The following is a 19271-nucleotide window of genomic DNA, read 5'->3' as shown; positions in this document are numbered from 1 at the left end:
CTCCTTTAAATAATAAAAAATAACGCGGCTGTGGTGATCAGCCCAACCGCCGACAGCAAGAATAAGCCGGCTTTTTGCTGTAAGAGGGAAAATATTTTGATTGTTAAAAGAGGTTTCTTTTTTAGAAAAATCGATAGGTATATATGGAATATAATGTCAAAAAAATAAAAATACGAGCGATGGAAAAAATTTAAAAAATAGATTTATGTCAAAAAAGGACAGATTTTTCTGTCGGAAATTAAAGAAAAATTAAAAGAGAAAAGGGTGTTTAAACCCTTTTAACCGGGGGAACCGTGTATTTTTTATTATAAAAGGCATCGGTTGGATGGTAACACCTTAAAACGAGGAAAAAACCATCATTCGGAGCCGGCAGCCAATTTGTTTTGTACTTCGCCGGTTCATCGTGCTGAATATAGATTGTCACCCCGCCGTCAGAATCTTTTTCAAGCGTGTCCGGAATGTTGCCAACCTGATAACGTTGCAAATCATTGGGGACAAAATAACCGTCAAGCCCATACATGGTAAGACTATAGAACTGAGATGGGATCGGATTTTTGGCGGAGAAACGTAAAACATATTTGTACTTGCCCGTAAGTGGTTCATGATTTTCATCAATACGTGTCATCGGATAAAGAAGTTCGCTGGCAAGATCGCCCCAAACATGTTTCCACCCCACAGCTCCTTTAAAAAGCCAATTGTCTAAACTGGTCACATCGTAATCAAGATACCAAGTTCCGTTGGTCTGCAAAGGAGAAAGTGTTCTGGCTTTGTGTTCCAAAATAGATTGTCCGTCTAAAAGTGCTTTTGTTAAACCATCTATTACTGGTTGGGACAAGGAGGCGTAATCAAAACTTTTCCCCTGAACAATTCCAATATGAGAAAGCTGGCGAATGAATCCGAGTTCGTCTTCCTGAATGGAAATGAGTTGGATGGCTTCGCAAAGCACGTCATAAAAAAGAAGATTGAAAGGTGTTTTTGTATCTTTTCGAAGAACATCCGGAAATGAACTTTTTTGAAGGATTTTGTCAGATTTCCCCCAATCTTTTAAAGAAATGACCTTATATTGATTTTGCAATTCATGCACATGAGGAAGGTCATCTTTTCCAAAAACGGCAATATGCGGTGCCAAAAGCATATATCGGCTTCGGACATAGATTTTACGTAAATCTTTTGGCAAATCCCCTTTCCAGCCATAGGGAATCAAAATAACCGGTGCCGGATGGTCTCCATCATTCTTTTGGCTGATGGTGTCGGTGTCGCCGCGAATGCCCCAAATGGATGTGCGGAAATACCGTCCTTTATGGTCCGGATGAACAACAACAATCGGTCCGTCTTTTAAATCGGCGACAAAACAGGAGTAAAGGGTTTCACTGTTTGGGGTTTCCGTTGTTCTAAGTTCATGTGTACGCAAGCCCCTTGCATGGCCCCAAATATTAACACCATGCGCCTGGTCATCAGAAGGTAAAACAGGCATTCCTTTTGGCAATGGTGCTGTCATTCTTGAGAATACGATGGCCCCTTTCACAATTTGCATACCCCAAAGAACAGTTTGCAGCCCGAGGGAATAAGCATGCGTTTCCAAAGCTTGTTGTTCTGTCATTCTTTCAAAAGCTTCGTTCGTAGACAATAAAAATGATTTTTCTTGTGCGGGTTTGGACATACAATTCACCTAAAATTAATATTAGAAAGTTGTATACAATTATAACATAACAAATATAAAATTAACTGAATAAATAAAAAGACAAGAAGAAAGCAATAAAAACAGGAACAGAACACAAAAACAAGAAGCTAAGAGAAAAACAAAAAAATAATAAAACAAACAGCAAAACAAAATAACAAACAGTAAAACAAAATAACAAACAGTAAAACAAAATAACAAACAGCAAAACAAAATAACAAACAGCAAAACAAAATTAAATAAAAATGTCAACCGCAAATGAAAAATTATCAACTCTATCCGTGTTATTCCAACCGAGTAAGCCGCCCCGATTCAATCAGATGCGTTTCGCATCTGATTGAATCGGAGTGTTATATTTAAGAAGGGAATAATAGTTGGTGAATTATTCTATTTTATTTAAGTTGCTACAAACTGTTTCTAATTTTGCAATTGCTGCAAACAGTTTTTAATTTTGCAATTGCTGCAAACGGTTTCTAATTTTGCAATTGCTGCAAACAGTTTTTAATTTTGCAATTGCTGCAAACGGTTTCTAATTTTGCAATTGCTGCAAACTGTATTAATTTTTCAGCTGAACTACTTCGAAAATTATAATTCGTTTCTTTCTTTCTCAATATTTCCTTCCAGCTCCGGCCACTTGAGAACCTTTCCATCCGAATCCGTCAGCGGAAGCGGCGGATGGGATTTTTGTGTCAGCAAAGAAACGCCAAACATTGCGATTCCTGAAAAAATCCAGGGGACAAATGTGAAATAAACTTCCCAAACCGAATCATTCGGAACAATAACGATTGTACCGGATTGAATCGATAAATAGATGCAACCCAACATCGAAAATGAGATTCCGACAATCATCGACGCGATACCTCCCGGGATATTCGCTTTCTTCCAGAAAAGACCGCAAACGACCACCCAGAATAAACAGGCAAACAGAAGCGTGAACCCGAAAATCATCAAATCATACAGATTGACCGCCAAAAAACTGATTCCGATACAGAAAACGCCGATAACGACCACCAAAAATTTCGTCATTCGGATCGCCTTTTTGTCATTTAAAATGCTTTGCGTTGACTCATGGCTGCTCACCGACCCGGGAAACAGAACCGTTGAAATCACGGCGGCCGACGCGAAAATTGTGGAACTGGAAGTGGACATAATCGCCGCCATTAAAGAGCCGATAAAGATTGCCATCGGAAGCGGATGAAGCAATTTTTGAGCCAAAAGCGGAACCAACACTTCGGCATCGTTCGACAAAACGCCGATTTCGGCCGCCGAAAAAATACCCAGCTGCGCCATGACAATTCCCAAAAGCCCGATGAAAATCGGACCAAGCCCCGCAATCCAATAAAGAGCGGTCCCCGTCAAAAGCCCGCCACGCGCAGCGTTTTCATCCCGGGCACAAAGTACCCGCTGCGTAATGTCAAGGGAAGCAAGACTTCCAAGCCCCATGCCGCACCAAGCCGCAAGCCAAACCAAAAATCCGGTCAGCGTTTGGGTGATTCCGCTCGGATGATCGGGGTCAGAAGACGGGAAAAGCGTCCAAAAATCGTTGGGTGTATTGTCTTTGACGACTGAAAATCCGGCAACCAAATTGTCCAGATTTAACGTAAAATTCGGGTTTCCGCTGGCGCCGATGTAGCAGACCGCCGACGGAATTAAAACCATCAGTCCCAAAATAATAATGGCCGCCTGGATGTTGTCGGTCCAAATGACGGCCAACATGCCGCCCATATACGTATAGATAATGACAATCCCCCCCGCTAAAATCATGCTCAGCGCCGGAGACATCCCGATAAAAAGAGACAGCATTTTGCCGATTGCAACCATTTGCACCGCCGTCCAGGCAATCAAGGTCGGAACGGAAAGAATGGAGGCCACATATGCCCCACGCCTTCCGAACCGGATGCGGTACATTTCCCCCAACGTTCCGATTTTCATGCTCAAAAGAATCGGAACCATGAAAATCGCCATAATGATGAGCGTGATTCCGGAAGCCCACGGGTCCGCCACGGTCCCGAGATTGTAGGATGTGTAGGCCGCTCCCGCGCCACCCATCACAGTTCCGCCGCCCCAAAAGGTTGCAAAAATTGTGCCGCCGATGAGCAACGCACCGACATTTCGGTTGGCAATTAAATATCCTTTGGATGAAGACGTTCCGATTTTCTGAGTCAGAACGCCGACAACCAGCATCAATACAAGGTAAACCGCAATAACAATAACTTCAATACCAATTTCCATAATTATCCAGAAAGGAGTAATGTATTTTTAAAGGTGGCGTTCTATTTTTTCATAATGTGAAAATAAAACAACTTAAATGCAAAAAACCAAAAAAATGTACATTCTCAATTTTGAAACGGCTCCATTTGCAGATTTCTAGTTTTCATTCACTGCCACCGCGCGCGTTATGGCAACACTTTTTTAAAGAAGACTACAAAAACGAAGGATAAGTTCGGAGATCATTTTTCAGGTTACCGCATATTTTTTTAATATCAGAACCGTTGCCTTTGTTTATGGTTTGAGCATTGCTGCAATCTGTTACTCATAAAAATGAGAAAAAATAAAAAAAGGAGAAAAATAAAAAAAGGAGAAAAATAAAAAAATAAAAAAAGAAGGCATTTCCCCCTTCATTTTTTCTTTTTATTTTTGTTCAGGTTGTTCAGGAAATCTTCCAGCCGGTCCAATGCATCCTTAATGTCGTCCCGAGATGCGGCATAAGCGCATCTCATGTGACCGGTACCGGTTTCTCCGAAGATGTTTCCCGGAATCGTAATGACGTGTTTTTGCGCGAAGAATTGGTCGGCAAACTCTTCCGAGGTGAGTCCGGTCGAACGAATCGACGGGAACGAGTAAAACGCGCCTTTGGGCTCAAAACAATCCAGACCCAGACGGTTAAACCCGTCGACGATTAAAACGCGTCGCCGGTCGAATTCTCGAATCATGGAAAGCATCTCTTCCCGGCCATTCTTAAGCGCCTCAATGGCGCCGATTTGGGCGGTGACCGGTGCGCAAAGCATGCAATACTGATGAATCATCATCATGGCGGAAATAATTTCCGGCGGCGCAAGCGCATATCCGAGACGGAATCCTGTCATGGAATAGGATTTGGAAAATCCGTTGAGGAGAATCGTGCGCTCTTTCATTCCTTCAATTGCGGTAAATGGAACGTGGGTTCCTTCATAGGTCATGCATTCGTAAACCTCATCCGAAATCACAAACAAATCGTATTCGACAATGATGTCGGCAACCGCCTCGAAATCCTTGCGGGTCATAATGGCGCCGGTTGGGTTGTTAGGATAATTGAAAATAATCGCTTTTGTTTTCTTGGAGATTTTAGGCAAAATATCTTCGGGCGTCACCCGGAAATCATTTTCGCGTTTGGCGGAAACCGAAACCGGAATGCCGCCGGCCAAATGAATCAACGGAACGTAGGAAACGTAAGCCGGCTGAACAACAATGATTTCATCTCCCGGATTGATGAGGCAGCGAATCGCGATGTCGGCGGCTTCGCTGACGCCGGTCGTCACCAAAATTTCAGATTTTGGGTCGTAATAAATGCCGTAGTCTTTCTTGTACCGCTTGGAAATTTCTTCCCGAAGCTCCAAAAGACCGAAATTGGACGTGTAAGCTGTTTCTCCTTTTTCAATGGAATGGATGCACATTTCACGGATGTGCCACGGTGTTACGAAATCCGGCTCGCCAACTCCCAGGGAAATCACGTCTTCGATGCCTTCCGCAATGTCAAAATATTTTCGGATTCCAGACCGAGGGACTTTGTTCATGCTGTGTGTGATGAATTTTGAGTAATTCATTTTGGGAACCGGAGATGAGACAGACGGCTTTGGAATTGATTTTTTGACCGGCGGTTTTGGAATGGATGTTTTTGACGATGATGAAATCGATGATGAAACCGATGATGAAACCGATGACGATGTTTTTGGAACAGATGATTTGGATTGATTTTGTTTCATGAAAATCCCCTCAGAATGAAACATGGAGGCGCTTAAACTCTTCCGGCTCTTCCATAATGATTCCGTCCTCTTTATAGGTTTTGAGGATGAAATGGGTCGACGTATTTTGGACTTGCGCCATTGTCGCGATTTTGTCGGAGACGAAAAAAGCGACGTCTTTCATGGAACGTCCGCGAACCATGAATTCTAAGTCGTAATCTTCGCCGGACAAAAGCCTGAGCGAGCGTACTTCCGGAAATTTGCAAATCCGGTCCGCCAATTTTTGATAGCCGTGACCGCGTTCCAAGGAGACTTTGATTTGGACAAACGCGTAGACGTAGGGATTTTCAACAAGGTCCCAATCAATAATCGCTTTGTAGTACCGGATAATGCCCGCGTCTTCCAAAGATTGAATCATTTTTTTCACATCTTTTTGCGGAATCCGGGTCATTTCGGAAATGTCTTCCGGCGTTAATTTTGCATTTTGTTCAAGAAGTTCTAAGACGTCTTGCGTTTGTTTGTCCATAATCTCACCATATTTTTTTGTCATGATTGTTGCGCAATTGAAATATTTCAATGCGGTCGGGCAAAAATGATCTTCGTTTTTAATTAAAAATTATCCTATATAAATGAAACGAAATGAAAAATCTAAAGATTTTGAAAAAAATAATGGTCAAACTCATTCTAAAAAGAAAAGGATAAATGCAACTTAATAAAATACGAGGTACTGTAAAATAAATAACGAAGATATGAAAAGGTGAAAATAGGATTGAATCAAAACTCGGAGAGGCAAATAAGAACACGAGAATCAGAATAGAATGAATAGGGATTTTTGAAAAAACAGGAACAAGAAAATGAGGAGTGGAAACTAAAAACCAAAAAAAAGGATGAAGGGATTTTTTTTCATTCAGGAAAAATCCTTCACCCAATTCTATTTTTAAAATAATATTTAATCGATTTAATTTAAAGTTTGGAGGCGTTTGCCAACGCTTCCATGGCATTTAAATCGGCAAGCGGACCGTTCACGACAACCAACAAGTTGTCTTTCGCCCAGACGATGTCATAGCGAACCGGCGTGGATGCCGTCACCGGGCGTGTGATGAGTGTTGCGTTGTGGCCGTTGATTGTAATGGTTGAAACATTGCTTTGGTTGCCGTATTTGGCATTGTTGTCGTCAATCATTTCTTGGACGTAGCCTTGGGCTGCGGTTGCGTTCGCACATTCCATAACGGACAGGTAAGCGTTCGTTGGAGAACTGTTGTTCACGGAGTATTGGTAAACGCCTTGGTAGCCGACCAACGTGTCGTTTAAGCCGAATTCTTCACTGGTTGCGGTAATGTTTCCGGAAGCCATTAAAGTAAAGCCGGCCGGAAGCGGGTCGACAACAACAATGCTGGAATTGATGGGAGTTGTGTTGTTTGTTCCGTTGGTGCCATTGGTACCATTTGTGCCATTGGTACCGTTGTCGCCGCTGTCAACACAGCCTGCTGCGCCGACGGCAATAACGGCCACCAATAAAAGTAATAAGATGCTGAAAATGCTTTTTTTCATGATATCTCTCTTGAAATTGTTGATAAACAATTAACTTAAAACAATAAAACGAAAGAACCTCAAATTAAAATTAATTAAATTCAATTAAATCGATTTAATTAAAATTTAAGATTCACGACGCTTATTTTTATATATTTTACATATATTAATTTAATTGTTTAAATTGAATTCATTTTTAAGAATGAATATGGAATATATGGAATATTTGAATAAATTGATTAATTTTGATATTCTGAAAATAAATAAATCCGTTTTTATTTTTGTTTTTCTTAAATTATGAATTATTTCCTGACGAAATAAACGACCAGAAGCAATCCGACCGCCGCGATGAGCATTTCAAATCCGCCGGCTCCCGGGATATTTTCATATCCCAAAGAGGATGCCGACATTTGAGTGGCCATCGGAGCCGGGCTTGACAAAACCAAACTGTTTCTGTCGTTGGATTCCGAAAGGCTTTTCATATTTTTGAAATTATCTTTGGACATACCGTTTTCCACAGCCATCGCCGTTGCGATGAGTGCGAAAATCAATATTGTCGCAATGAAAAGACTTTTTGTGTTCATCCGTCAACCCTCTCCTGTTGCCCTTTTGGCAAAGCTTGATTCAAAGGCCTTTTTTGACACAAAATCATGTTTTTTAGTTTCTTGTGTCCTTCTTTTTCTTGATTTCAAGCGAAAAAACCAAGAAAAAAGCAAAAAGGTATTTGTGCAAAAATCCAATTGCCAAGCTTAATTAGTTGCAAACCACGATTTTCCCTATATTAAGTTTTGTGGTCAAAAAAATGAAAAATCGCTATTTGTTTCACTTCTAAACGATGAAAAAGTCGATAATTGACGAAAAGCCTGCAAAGAGAAAAAAAAGATGAGAAATAAGAAAAGGACAATGTTTTTTGAGAATTTTCCCAATTTACAATAACTTTTCAATTTTTCATTTATTTCATTTTTTAGAAAAGAAGTCATGAAAGCAAAAAATCAAAAATCAGAAGAAACAAAAATCAGAAGAAACAAAAAAACATGAAAAACAAAGTTAATCAAAAAAAACAATTCAAAAAAAGCAGTCAATAAATCGAAAAATAAAAAAAGAAAAGTAGAAAGGATTTTTGGAAAAATCCTTTCACTTCACTTTATGTTTAATGGTCGTTCAAATTAGTTCTTCTTCGAGTAGACGTTGAAGTAGTAGTATGCACCAGCACCGATGATGATGATCAACACGATTGCGCCGATGATCCACCACTTGTATTGGTCCCAGAAGGACGGAGTCGGCTCAGCCGGTGTGGTAGTGTTGTTGTCCTTCGGTGGTTCAGGTTGAGTGGTGTTGTTCTGCGGTGGTTCCGGGGTTGGCGGAACTGGTGTGGTTGTGTTGTTGTCCGGTGTCGGGCCACTTCCATCGACTTCCTTCACGACATAGAAGTAGAAGTTCTTCAATGTGTTCGGAGTGTCCTTTGAACCTGCCTTGTAGTACAAGTTGTTTGCAATCTTGGAGTCACTGTCTGCAGTGATTGAGATGTCTTTGTTTGAACTGAATTTCAAGGTGGGGAGGTTATCACCAGTGTTAGTGGCGATATCCTTGTAGGAGAATTTTCCATCGAAGTCAAGAGCACCAAATGAATCATCGGTGTCCAGTGCTTGAGCTGTTGCATAGTCCATGAGCCAGATACCTTTAATTTCAACAAGGCTGCTTTCTGTTCCTTGGAACACTTGGTTTACGTGAACTCTCAAAATTTGGACATTCTTTTCGCCAAGGAGTTCCGCATCATAAACCCATGTATCGTTGTTGTTTGTTTTCTCGGATGCATTGATGATTGAAGAGTCAACACTCTTTCCGTCTTTGAAGAATTCAAAGTAAACTTTGTCCCCGTTAACATCAATTTGGTTCGGAACAATTGTGTATCCGCTTCCAAGGTCAAGAGTTTGACCAGTGGACAACACATACTTATCATTGGAATCAAGAACAAGTTTGCTGATTTTTTCAACATCAACATTGGGATTTGCAACATCATTTGTTGCATTCATATTGAACGGAACATATGCTTCGCCAAAGAGACCAATCACGTAGTAGTTCATTTTTGCATCAGCAGATGTTTTCCAGTTGTATTCATACCCAACCGGTTTGGCCTGTGTGTAGTACAAGAGGTCGCCTTCAGCGATCTTATATGTTGTTGCAGTTGCGGCCGGAACCGGAGAACCAACAAGGTCAACCATTAAGAATTCAGTGTATGCATTTGCATCAACATTGTAGTAGAATGCTGCAAAGTTTAAGTAATCGTATTGGAGAGCTGCACCAGTAAGATCAGTTGCCAATGCTGGAACAGTTGCTTTGTATGTCTTTAAAGTTGTTTGATCATCATCAGCGTACGGAGTAACTGTACTTCTGACTTCATACTTTCCTGGTGTCGTGTAAGATTTCAAGAAGTAGAATTTGTCGAGGTTAGCTGCGCCAGTAAAGTTCTTTTGAGTTTCGAGGAGAATACCCTTTCCGAGGTCGGTAGACATATCATCAGTCAAAGCAATACCTTTTGCTTCGTACACAAGTTCAGTTTTACCGATGGAGGAAGCTTCGAATTTTCCGTAGTCGGTTTCACTGTCAACTTCAATTGCATTTGCAACGTCGATGAGCCAGATACCTTTAATTTCAACAAGGCTGCTTGATGTTCCTTGGAACACTTGGTTCACGTGAACCCTTAAGTATTCAGCATTGCTCACACCAAGAATAGTTTTGTTGAGGAACCAGGTGTCATTGTTGTTGGTTTTGTCAGATGCATTAATAATACCTGTGTCAATTTCTTTTCCGTCTTTGAGAAGGGAGAAGTAAGCTTTGTCACCGTTGACATCGATTTGGTTTGCAACCATTGTGTAGCCATTGCCGAGGTCAAGGGATTGACCAGTAGATAATGTGTACTTGTCATTTGAATCAATAACGAGTTTTGCAATCTTGTCAGCATCACCAAGGTCAGTGTCGTCGATCATGCTGGAGTTGTTACTGATTGCAACATACGGCTCAGCGAAAAATCCAATGACGGAATATCCCAGGTTGTTGGCACCGCTCTTCCAAGTGTATTCGTATTCAACAAATTGAGGAGCAGTTGTGTATTTAATATCCACTTTAACAGCAGTACCATTTTGTTTAATAAGAAGGTTTTCTGTAAAGCGGTTGTTGTTAAGGTCATAGTAGAAACCAGCCCATGTCATGGCATCAAGTTTCCAAGCATTGGTACCAGCAGCACCATCGTCATAGTTAAAAGTTTTTGCATCGCCAGCGAATTTAATAATTGAGCTTCTGATATCGACGGAGGTTGCCGCAGATGCGGTTCCGGCGAGAACGAGAAGGACAATTAACGCAACGATTAAGTGTTTCATTTGCATGTATTTTCCTCCATAATTGTTATGGTAAGCACCGGAACGAGGTGTTTTTCGCATATGTGAAAAACATTTATCGGCCATTGAGCAACGCCCAACGCCCGACACTCCACGGTACCCGAGCTTATACAGATGGTAGAACTGATGAAAGAGGTATTAAACTTTTGCGGTCATTTATATAGAAAAGGGAGGAGAATTACACTTTAAAACGATTGTCAAGTCGATAATCGACGACAGACCTTTTAACGCTGAAAGACTCCGATTTTGGCATAGATTTGACCGAAAGAGTTGGATTTTAATTATGGATGTGTTTATTGATTGCGAATTTTGGATTGGATTTTGACCAAAATTTGAAATTTATCGAATTTTATTGAAGAAATGTCGACAATTTATTTATGACTTTGGATTTTTCGGGGTTTTTGATTTTTTTTGTGGTTTTGTCGAAAAAATATTTTTTTGAGAAATTAGAAGAAAAAAGATAACAGAACATAATAACATAATAACATAGATAACATAATAAAATGATGAGAAGATGTAATTAAACAAAATGATGAGAAAGAAAAAAGATTTGAATCCGGCAATTTGTTTGTGACTCCGCAACACCGGTAAGTGGAGAACATTTGGACCCGGCAACTTATTTTTGACTCCGCAATACCGGTAAGCGAAAGAACATGTGAGTAAAATGTGAGTAAAAGTGAGCAAAAACCAAAAAACCAAGCATATAGATTTTTTAGTTTTTGCTGCAAATCAAATTACTTTACATACAATATAAATATTTAATTACATTTCTTAGAATATAATATAATTGAGAGAAATATAAATTAATAGATTCAGTTATTCGGAAATTCCGAACAACTTATCCGGATAACGAAAATTGTAATATAAAAATAGATCTAATTATTTTAAAAAACATCATTCTAAAATTTCATCCGGTTCGTCTGAATGTATTTTTGTCACAATCACTTTGTCGATTCGGGCCAAATCCATGTCCACAACTTCCACTTCAAAATCGAGCCACTCGAATTTATCGCCGGCATGCGGCATTTTCCCAAGTTTATCGAGAATAAAACCACTCAGCGTATTGTAAGGGAAATCATTGTAATAATCTTGAAGGTCAAAGTAATCCAAAAATTCATAAAACGGATACTGGCCGTCGACAATCCAGGAGACCGGGTCGCGCTGAATGATTTCAAAGTCATCCGGAGACGGCCCGGCGGTCACGTCGCCGACAAGCGCCTCAAAAATATCGTTGAGCGTCACAATTCCCTGAATACTTCCGAATTCGTCGGTGATAAGCGCGTACTGGATTTTTTGGTCCTTAAAATTATCAAGAACGGACAGGATGGTTAAATTTTCGGGCAAAAAGTGTGCTTCCATTATCGCGTCTGCCAACACGAAATCCGGATTTTTGATCTTGCCGACCAAATCCTTGAGAAGGACGACGCCGACGACATTTTCAAGCGATTTGTCAGCCACCGGATACACCGTGTACGGTTTTTTCCGGATAATGTCAAACAATTGACTCGGCGTCGTTGAAACGTCCACCCAGGTAATATCATTCTTGTGCGTGATCAGCGAACTGATCTTCCGGTCATTAAGACTAAAAACACGCTCGACAAGGTCTTGTTCGGTTTCGTCGATCGCGCCGCCTTCAAAACCTTCCTGAAGAGCGGCTTTCACATCTTCTTCCGTCGCTTTTTGATCAGACGGCCGGACGCGAAGAATTCGAAGAATAAAATTTGAGGAGGCGGAAAGCAATACGACAAAAGGCGCCATGATTTTGGACAACACATTCATCGGCGCCGCGATTTTTGAGGAGATTTTTTCCGGACTGGAGAGACCGATTCTTTTGGGAACCAATTCTCCAAGAACCAACGTAAAGTAGGTAATCAAAACAACGATGAAAAGCGATGACAACGGCCCGGCGTAAGGCGCAAGCAGCGGAATTTGAGCAAAATAAATTTCAAGCTCGGCGGAAATGGTCTCACCGCTGTAAAGACCGGCAAAAATGCCGACAAATGTAATTCCGATTTGGACGGTGGACAAAAACCGGTCCGGATTCCCGGACAAAAACAGAGCCTTTTTCGCGCCGGAATTGCCTTTTTTGGCTTCCGCCTCAAGGCGGGACTTGCGTGCAGATACGATGGAAATTTCCGACATCGCCAAAAAACCATTGATCAAAATCAAAATGAAAATAATAAAAATCTCAAGCCACATATCGAATTAAACCCCAAAACCCCACAATCAACAAAGAACTATTTTTATAAAATATGAATTAATAGAATTATAAGAACGAATAAATTGCAATTTAGCAAAGGGAATTAGGATTGAATCCGTTAAATACTTTATTGAAAAAAAATTCCTCCGCTTCGCTTCGGAATTTTTCAAAGGGCAGGAAGGATTTTCCAAGTTTTGCTTTGCGAATGACCCCATAGTTGCGAAAAAATTGAAAATGACTCCCAACTATTCGATCCAAGCAATCCCTTTCCGATTCAATCCGACGCGAAAACACGTCGGATTGAATCGAATTGTTATATATAATGGATATGTTGCGGAATGTGTTGCGGAAATGCATGCTGCCTACTGAAAAAAATAAGAAGAGTGTGGTAACGCTCAATCTGTAAAATTATAAAAGAAGAGCAACTTTAACGCATATCAAAAACCACCCCATAGGCTTTGAAAAAATTAAAAAATTGGATGCCATAACGCGCGCGGCACCGTACCAAAAATAAAAAATGAAAACAAAAATGAGAATGAAGAAGAGAATGAGAAAAATAGAGAGTTAACATTCAGAAATAAATTTCCAAATTTGCCATAATACCAAAAAATAGTCCAATTTTTTAAAAACATAAAAAGAATTATAAACTCAAAAACGCTTTTAGAATTATGACTGAAAATTCGATTGAAAAAACATCCGCTTCCGCCGAAATCACCGGACTTGAACTCAGTCCTCGAAAAGCCGCCTGCCTGAAATATTTGCTCAGCCGGGACGAAGCCGTCCGCACAACGGAAATTGCTGAAAATTTCGATGTGGAGCCATCCACCATTACCAAACTGATCGGGGAACTGGCCGAAGAGGATTATGTAGATCATATTCCATACCGAGGCGTTCGCTTGACCGCGAAAGGAAAAGTTTACGCGGAATTTTGTCAAAAACGCCACCAAATACTCAGCCTCGTCTTTTCCCACTACGGCCTCAATCCCAATGCCGCTTGCGAAGAAGTGTCCCGAATTGAAAACAATGTCTCAAAAACAGCAATTGATACGATTTGCGCATCCATGGGACACCCAACCACCTCTTTTTGCACAACGCCCGGCGAAGACAAACAAATCAAACACCGATCTTGCTTAGACGAATGCAAACTTCACGCCCATCATTAAAAAACCATCCATTGACAACGAATTTAAAATTTAGCCATATACCAAAAAATTTAACTTCCCCCTAAAATTTAAAATAATAAAAAAACAATAAAAAAAGAAAATATAAGGAAAAAGGAAAATATGAAAAATCAATTGATTGCCGGTTTTTTAGTCATTTTTTTAGTGTTGGCGGCCGCGTCCGGCTGCATCGGCCCGTCCGAAGACGAACATGAATATGAGGGAGAGTCCGGTCATGATCATGAAAATTCAGCCGCCTACACCGCGCTTAATGATTCAGCCTTAAAACAGATCCATTCCGGAGAAAAAATATTGGTCGCCGTCAGCGTTGTTCCGCAAGCCGAATTTGTCGAAAAAATCGGTGGCGACAAAGTGATTGCCATTTCCATGATTCCGCAAGGCGCCGCCCATCACTACGATCCATCCCCGCGTCAAATTAAAGATTTATCAAGCGCCGCCTTGTATGTTCAGCTCGGATCCGGAGAAATATTTGAAACGATGCACATGGATGCGTTTGGCCAATTGAACCCGGCAATGAAAATCATTAATTCATCCACCGGAATTGCGCTCATTGTTAGCGGAAACACCACCGACCCGCACGTCTGGACTTCCCCAAAAAACGCACAAATCATGGTAAAAAACATCTGTGACGGGCTTGTTGAATTTGACCCGGCCAATGCAACTTATTACGAACAAAACCGAGATAGCTATCTGAGAGAGCTGGAAACGCTGGATGTGGAAATTACCGATGAACTGTCCAGTCTTTCCAACCTTAATTTCATGGTATATCATCCCGCATGGAGTTACTTTGCACGAGATTACAACCTGAATCAAATCGCTGCCGAAATTGACGGAAAAGAGCCGACTCCAAAAACCCTATCGGCCTTCATGGACATGGCTGAAGAAAACAACATCACAGTCATTTTCGTCCAAGAACAAGTCAGCACGACCGGCGCGAAAGCCATTGCGGACAGCGTCGGCGCAAAAGTATTTGTGATCAATCCACTGGCCAAAGATTATGTCAACAACACCCGGCACGTTTCCGAATTGTTGGCTGAAAATTTGCAATGAAAAAATAAAAAATAAAAGTCGAGAATCCATATGCATTCCCTTAAATTAAATGATGAAACGCCAGCTGTTGCCGCCGGAAGCGTTCCGATTCTGGAGGTCAAAAACCTGTGGGTCCGATACGGAGTGCAAACCGTTTTGGAAGATGTTTCCATAACAATCGGCAGCCCCGGAGAAATTCTCGGAATTATCGGCCCCAACGGCGGCGGGAAAACCACTTTTTTAAAAGCGGTTTTGGGGCTCGTTTCCCCCTCCAAAGGAAGTGTTTTGGTTTTTGGGGACACACCGGAAAAAGCTCGAAAATACATAGGATACGTCCCCCAATACAGCAAATTTGACTATGAATTCCCCATCAGTGTGATGGAAGTCGTTTTAATGGGACGGCTCAAACATGCCGGACTCATCCGCCGCTATTCCAAAGAAGACAAAAAGGCCGCCGAAGATGCTTTGGCGGTGGTCGGCATGTCCGACTACAAAAACAAACAAATCGGAGAGATTTCCGGCGGCCAACGCCAGCGTGTTTTTATCGCGCGGGCTTTGGCGAACCGTCCGAAATTCCTCTTAATGGACGAGCCCAACACCGGTTTGGATACGTTTATGCAGGAAGAGTTGTACAAAATATTGGAAGAGCTCAAAAAGGAAATGGCAATCATCGTTATCAGTCATGATATCGGCGCCGTCTCTGCCCATATGGACAAAATCGCTTGCCTCAACAAAAAGCTCTTTTTTCATGACAGTAAAGAAATGTCAAAAGACGACTTTGCCGCCGCTTACGGCTGTTCCATCGACCTTGTGGCACACGGCGTTCCGCACCGCGTTTTTGACAGCCATGCCTACACGCACGGCAGCCACACTCATTCGGAATGCGGATGTGCGGCACCGGTTCAGCTGAGAAAATCGGATGGAAAAAAAGAACAAGATAAAAATATAAATTTGCAAGACAAAAACACACCGCAACAAGACAAAAATATACAGCGGCAAGACAAGAAGAAGCCGGAGGAAAAATAATGTTTGAGATTTTCGGCTACGAATTCATGCAGCGCGCAATCGTCGCCACCCTTTTAACGTCGCTTGCGTGCGGTGTCATCGGAGTGTATATCGTCACCAAAAGAATCGTATTTATTGCCGGCGGTATTTCCCACTCTTGTTTTGGCGGCCTGGGTCTGAGTTTTTATCTCGGTTTAAATCCGCTTATCGGGCTTTTGCCATTTAGCATCGCGTCCGCCGTCACCCTTGGAATTCTCAGCAAAAAAACACGGGTTTCAGAAGACACCGCCATTGGAATTATGTGGTCTCTCGGCGTCGCCATCGGCATTATTTTAATTTATCTGACGCCCGGATATGCTCCCGATTTGATGACGTATTTGTTTGGAAACATTCTAACAGTCCCCGCGTCCGATATTGGGCTGATGATCGGCATCGACCTAACAATCCTTCTGATTGTGATTTTATTTTACAAAGAATTCTTAGCCATGTGTTTTGACGAAGAATTTACAAAAGTCGCAGGCGTTGCCGCCGATGCTTTGTATTTGATCCTCTTGGCGCTCATCGCGTTGACCGTGGTTGCCATGATTAAAGTCGTCGGTATCATCCTGATCATCGCCATGCTGTCCATTCCGGCTTCAATCAGTCGGAAATTTTCGCACAACATGAAAACGATGATGGTTTATTCAAGCGTTATCGGCGCCATCCTCAGTTTTGCCGGACTTTACCTGTCTTATGAATTTGATTTGCCGTCGGGCGCCGTTATCATATTGGTGATGGGAACCGTATATCTGATTGTCGCAGGCGTTGCCTATCTCCGGCAAAAGATGAATCAAAAAAAGTTTGCGGCCGACTTTTAACATAAAAAAAAAAAAATAAACGTAAAACATGAAATGAAAAACTTAAAAAAACGGCCCCCATTTTTTAAAAAATCTTTAAAAAAATGGTCGCCATAACGCGCGCGAGATGCCGCCCGCAAAAAAGAAAAAAAGAAAAGGAAAATAAAAAAACAAAAAAAGGTTAGAGATAACCTTTTTTATGCATCAGTTCCGCGTTTAATACGCTGGCGCCGGCAGCCCCGCGAATTGTGTTGTGTCCAAGCGCCATGTAGCGGACTCCGCCGACGCCTTCCCGGATTCTTCCAACCGAGACACTCATGCCTTTTCCCATGTCCCGGTCAAGACGAGGTTGTGGGCGGTCTTTTTCATCCCGAACAATAATCGGATACTTGGGTTCGGTCGGCAAGTGGGAAAGTCCCGGATCAAATTTCAAGAAAGCTTCCTTGACCGCGTCCGGCTTCGGATTAGATTTTAAGCCGGCCCAAATCGCTTCAGTGTGACCGTCGATGACCGGTACCCGGTTACAAGACGCGCTGACTTTGAAATCCGTGTTGTTGACCACTTTTTTGCCGTCGAATTTTCCGAAAATTTTTAAGCTTTCCGTCTCAATCTTTTCTTCTTCGCCGCCGATGAACGGAACCACGTTGTCATAAATGGACATGGCGTAAATTCCGTTGTAGCCGGCGCCGGAAATGGCTTGCATGGTCGCGACTTGAACCGATTGAAGCCCGAATTGGAGAAGTGGTTTGAGTGTAACCGACATCATAATGGTTGAACAATTCGGGTTGGTAATAATGCAGCCGTCCCATTTGCGGTTTTTCTTTTGAACATCAATCAATCCGAGATGTTCGGGATTGACTTCCGGAATGACGAGCGGAATGTCCTCTTCCATTCTAAAAGAGGAAGCATTGCTGGCAACGACAAAACCTTCTTTGGCAAAAGCCGGCTCAATTGTCAGCGCCAAATCGGCGGGAAGGGCCGAAAAAACAATGTCTGCGTCAATATTTTTGGGATCGATCGGAACAACTTCAATGCCGGCAACACTGTCCGGAATTTCCGTCCCGACTTTCCAGTCCGCCACATCGGCATACATTTTTCCGGCACTTCTTTCGGACGCGGCCAGCGCTGAAATCTCAAACCACGGATGATTGTTCAAAACCTGAATGAAACGCTGTCCGACGTTGCCGGTTGCACCTAAAATTCCCACTTTTATTTTTGCCATAATCAAAACCTCAAAAAGTTAAACCCTCAAAAGTTTAAATCCGTTAAACCCTCAAAAAAGGTATTGCTAATTAAAAATAATGGATAATATAACGGTTTCGCTGATATGAAAAATAATAGGGAAGAGAAAGAAAAAAAGGAAGAGGTAGAGGAATTGAAATGTTTTGACAACATCAAATTTTAACAAAATTTGACAACTCAGACAGTTGACAGTGGACAGTGGACAATGGTCAGCGGACAATGGACAGTTGACAGCGGACAATGGACAGCGGACAATGGACAATATTTGAAACTGTCCAAACAATAAATTTGAAAAACGATTCAAACATAAAATTGAAATTCCAAACAATAAAATTTGGAAACATATTAATTAAATATTAATCGAAACAATAGTATTAAAAACAATACAAATATAAATATAAAAATAAGATTCAATAAAAAACCATGAAAAACGAAGCAGGCTGTAATTTATTTTTCCGTATTTTTTAAGAAGTCTTTGACCCGTTGTATTTTTAAAATGGATTCTTGAGAATTATTGTAAACGATTTCCTCGTAATGTTCAAAGATATATTCCAGTGTGACTTTCAAAGAATAAACATGCATTGGGCGACCTTTTCTATTGACTTTGACCAAACGTCCGGAAATCCAACCGTTGGATTTCATGTAACAAAGTGCCAAGCTGATTTCAGGCTGACGCAGCCCGGTTCCGATTTCAATTTCCCGTGAAGACGCTTCTTCCACATTAAGGAGATAAGTCAATGTCAATGCGACATTTTTTTGAATTCCCAGATTCTTTAAATGATTCGCAAATAACAAGTCATCCTCATCCAATACTTTTATTTCATAATCTTTCAAAAAAACACCTGCCATTTTATAAATTCTAAATTGATTTTGAATTGAGTTCTTTTTAATTTCTAATAACACATATCGATTTTAAGTCCGGTTATTTTTAATAATTTTTAATTATTTTGAATTATTTTTAATTATTTTTAATAATTTTTAATTATTTTTAATTATTTTTAGATATATTCAAAAAATTATAATAATGAATTATATTTATTACATCATTATTATAATTATAATAAAATAAAGTCGTCCAATTTATTTATATTTAGCCTTAAAAAGACGAGCAAAAATAAAAAATAAATTTTTGCAGTTGCCTATCCAACCAGATTATTCAAATTATATTTAAACTATTCGAAATTATAAGAATAGTAAAATATAAGTAAATAAAAGCAACCAAAAAATAAAAAAA

The 19271-nt window shown here is 40.9% G+C and carries 16 protein-coding genes; 6 read left to right on the top strand and 10 right to left on the bottom strand.

Annotation, left to right across the window (positions count from 1 at the left end; all coding sequences use genetic code 11):
- Positions 1-268: 268 nt before the first annotated feature.
- The 3 genes from MsAm2_RS02110 to MsAm2_RS02100 form a co-directional block, all read right to left on the bottom strand.
- Entirely contained in the window at positions 269-1660 is a 1392-nt protein-coding gene (locus MsAm2_RS02110) for a DUF1214 domain-containing protein (RefSeq protein ID WP_338098168.1), read from the bottom strand.
- Between the two features lie 603 nt (positions 1661-2263).
- A complete protein-coding gene (locus MsAm2_RS02105; protein WP_338098167.1) occupies positions 2264-3910 on the bottom strand; it encodes a sodium:solute symporter family transporter in 1647 nt (548 codons plus the stop codon).
- Positions 3911-4296: 386 nt separating this feature from the next.
- Positions 4297-5451 (bottom strand): aminotransferase class I/II-fold pyridoxal phosphate-dependent enzyme, encoded by a 1155-nt coding sequence (locus tag MsAm2_RS02100; RefSeq protein WP_338098166.1) that lies wholly within the window; start codon positions 5449-5451, stop codon positions 4297-4299.
- 31 nt (positions 5452-5482) lie between these two features.
- On the opposite strand from MsAm2_RS02100, the gene MsAm2_RS02095 reads away from it, so the two are divergent.
- A complete protein-coding gene (locus tag MsAm2_RS02095) occupies positions 5483-5629 on the top strand; it encodes a hypothetical protein (protein WP_338098165.1) in 147 nt (48 codons plus the stop codon).
- Between the two features lie 21 nt (positions 5630-5650).
- Here the strand turns inward: MsAm2_RS02095 and MsAm2_RS02090 are convergent, their stop codons facing one another.
- The 5 genes from MsAm2_RS02090 to MsAm2_RS02070 all read right to left on the bottom strand — a co-directional run bounded on the left by MsAm2_RS02090 (position 5651) and on the right by MsAm2_RS02070 (position 12743).
- Positions 5651-6145 carry an Lrp/AsnC family transcriptional regulator gene (locus MsAm2_RS02090; protein ID WP_338098164.1) on the bottom strand — a complete coding sequence of 165 codons (495 nt, stop codon included), beginning with the start codon at positions 6143-6145 and terminating at the stop codon, positions 5651-5653.
- A 437-nt stretch (positions 6146-6582) separates the two neighbouring features.
- The gene (locus MsAm2_RS02085) at positions 6583-7170 is read right to left on the bottom strand and encodes a hypothetical protein (RefSeq protein ID WP_338098163.1); all 588 of its coding nucleotides are present in this window, start codon (positions 7168-7170) and stop codon (positions 6583-6585) included.
- 281 nt (positions 7171-7451) lie between these two features.
- Positions 7452-7733, bottom strand: coding sequence for a PGF-CTERM sorting domain-containing protein (locus tag MsAm2_RS02080; protein WP_338098162.1), 282 nt, complete (start codon positions 7731-7733; stop codon positions 7452-7454).
- A 582-nt stretch (positions 7734-8315) separates the two neighbouring features.
- Positions 8316-10610, bottom strand: coding sequence for an S-layer protein domain-containing protein (locus tag MsAm2_RS02075; protein WP_338098161.1), 2295 nt, complete (start codon positions 10608-10610; stop codon positions 8316-8318).
- Positions 10611-11438: 828 nt separating this feature from the next.
- On the bottom strand, positions 11439-12743 hold the full coding sequence (locus MsAm2_RS02070; protein WP_338098160.1) for a hemolysin family protein: 1305 nt from the start codon (positions 12741-12743) through the stop codon (positions 11439-11441).
- A gap of 235 nt (positions 12744-12978) precedes the next feature.
- Between MsAm2_RS02070 and MsAm2_RS02065 the strand changes: the two genes are divergently transcribed.
- The 5 genes from MsAm2_RS02065 (at position 12979) to MsAm2_RS02045 (ending at position 16816) form a co-directional block, all read left to right on the top strand.
- Positions 12979-13113 carry a hypothetical protein gene (locus MsAm2_RS02065; protein ID WP_338098159.1) on the top strand — a complete coding sequence of 45 codons (135 nt, stop codon included), beginning with the start codon at positions 12979-12981 and terminating at the stop codon, positions 13111-13113.
- Positions 13114-13412: 299 nt separating this feature from the next.
- Positions 13413-13907 (top strand): metal-dependent transcriptional regulator, encoded by a 495-nt coding sequence (locus MsAm2_RS02060; protein WP_338098158.1) that lies wholly within the window; start codon positions 13413-13415, stop codon positions 13905-13907.
- A 120-nt stretch (positions 13908-14027) separates the two neighbouring features.
- On the top strand, positions 14028-14975 hold the full coding sequence (locus tag MsAm2_RS02055; RefSeq protein ID WP_338098157.1) for a metal ABC transporter solute-binding protein, Zn/Mn family: 948 nt from the start codon (positions 14028-14030) through the stop codon (positions 14973-14975).
- Between the two features lie 30 nt (positions 14976-15005).
- The gene (locus MsAm2_RS02050) at positions 15006-15980 is read left to right on the top strand and encodes a metal ABC transporter ATP-binding protein (protein WP_338098156.1); all 975 of its coding nucleotides are present in this window, start codon (positions 15006-15008) and stop codon (positions 15978-15980) included.
- On the top strand, positions 15980-16816 hold the full coding sequence (locus MsAm2_RS02045; protein WP_338098155.1) for a metal ABC transporter permease: 837 nt from the start codon (positions 15980-15982) through the stop codon (positions 16814-16816). Before MsAm2_RS02050 ends, MsAm2_RS02045 begins: the two co-directional genes overlap by 1 nt.
- 160 nt (positions 16817-16976) lie before the next feature.
- Here the strand turns inward: MsAm2_RS02045 and asd are convergent, their stop codons facing one another.
- Positions 16977-18017 (bottom strand): aspartate-semialdehyde dehydrogenase, encoded by a 1041-nt coding sequence (gene asd / locus MsAm2_RS02040; RefSeq protein ID WP_338098154.1) that lies wholly within the window; start codon positions 18015-18017, stop codon positions 16977-16979.
- Between the two features lie 467 nt (positions 18018-18484).
- Positions 18485-18871: an MreA family transcriptional regulator gene (locus MsAm2_RS02035; RefSeq protein WP_338098153.1), complete on the bottom strand. Its 387-nt coding sequence runs from the start codon at positions 18869-18871 to the stop codon at positions 18485-18487.
- Between the last annotated feature and the right edge of the window lie 400 nt (positions 18872-19271).

The sequence above is a fragment of the Methanolapillus ohkumae genome (assembly GCF_032594355.1).
In the GTDB taxonomy this organism is placed as follows: Archaea; Halobacteriota; Methanosarcinia; order Methanosarcinales; family Methanosarcinaceae; genus Methanolapillus; species Methanolapillus ohkumae.
This window is presented reverse-complemented; position numbering and strand designations above follow the sequence as displayed.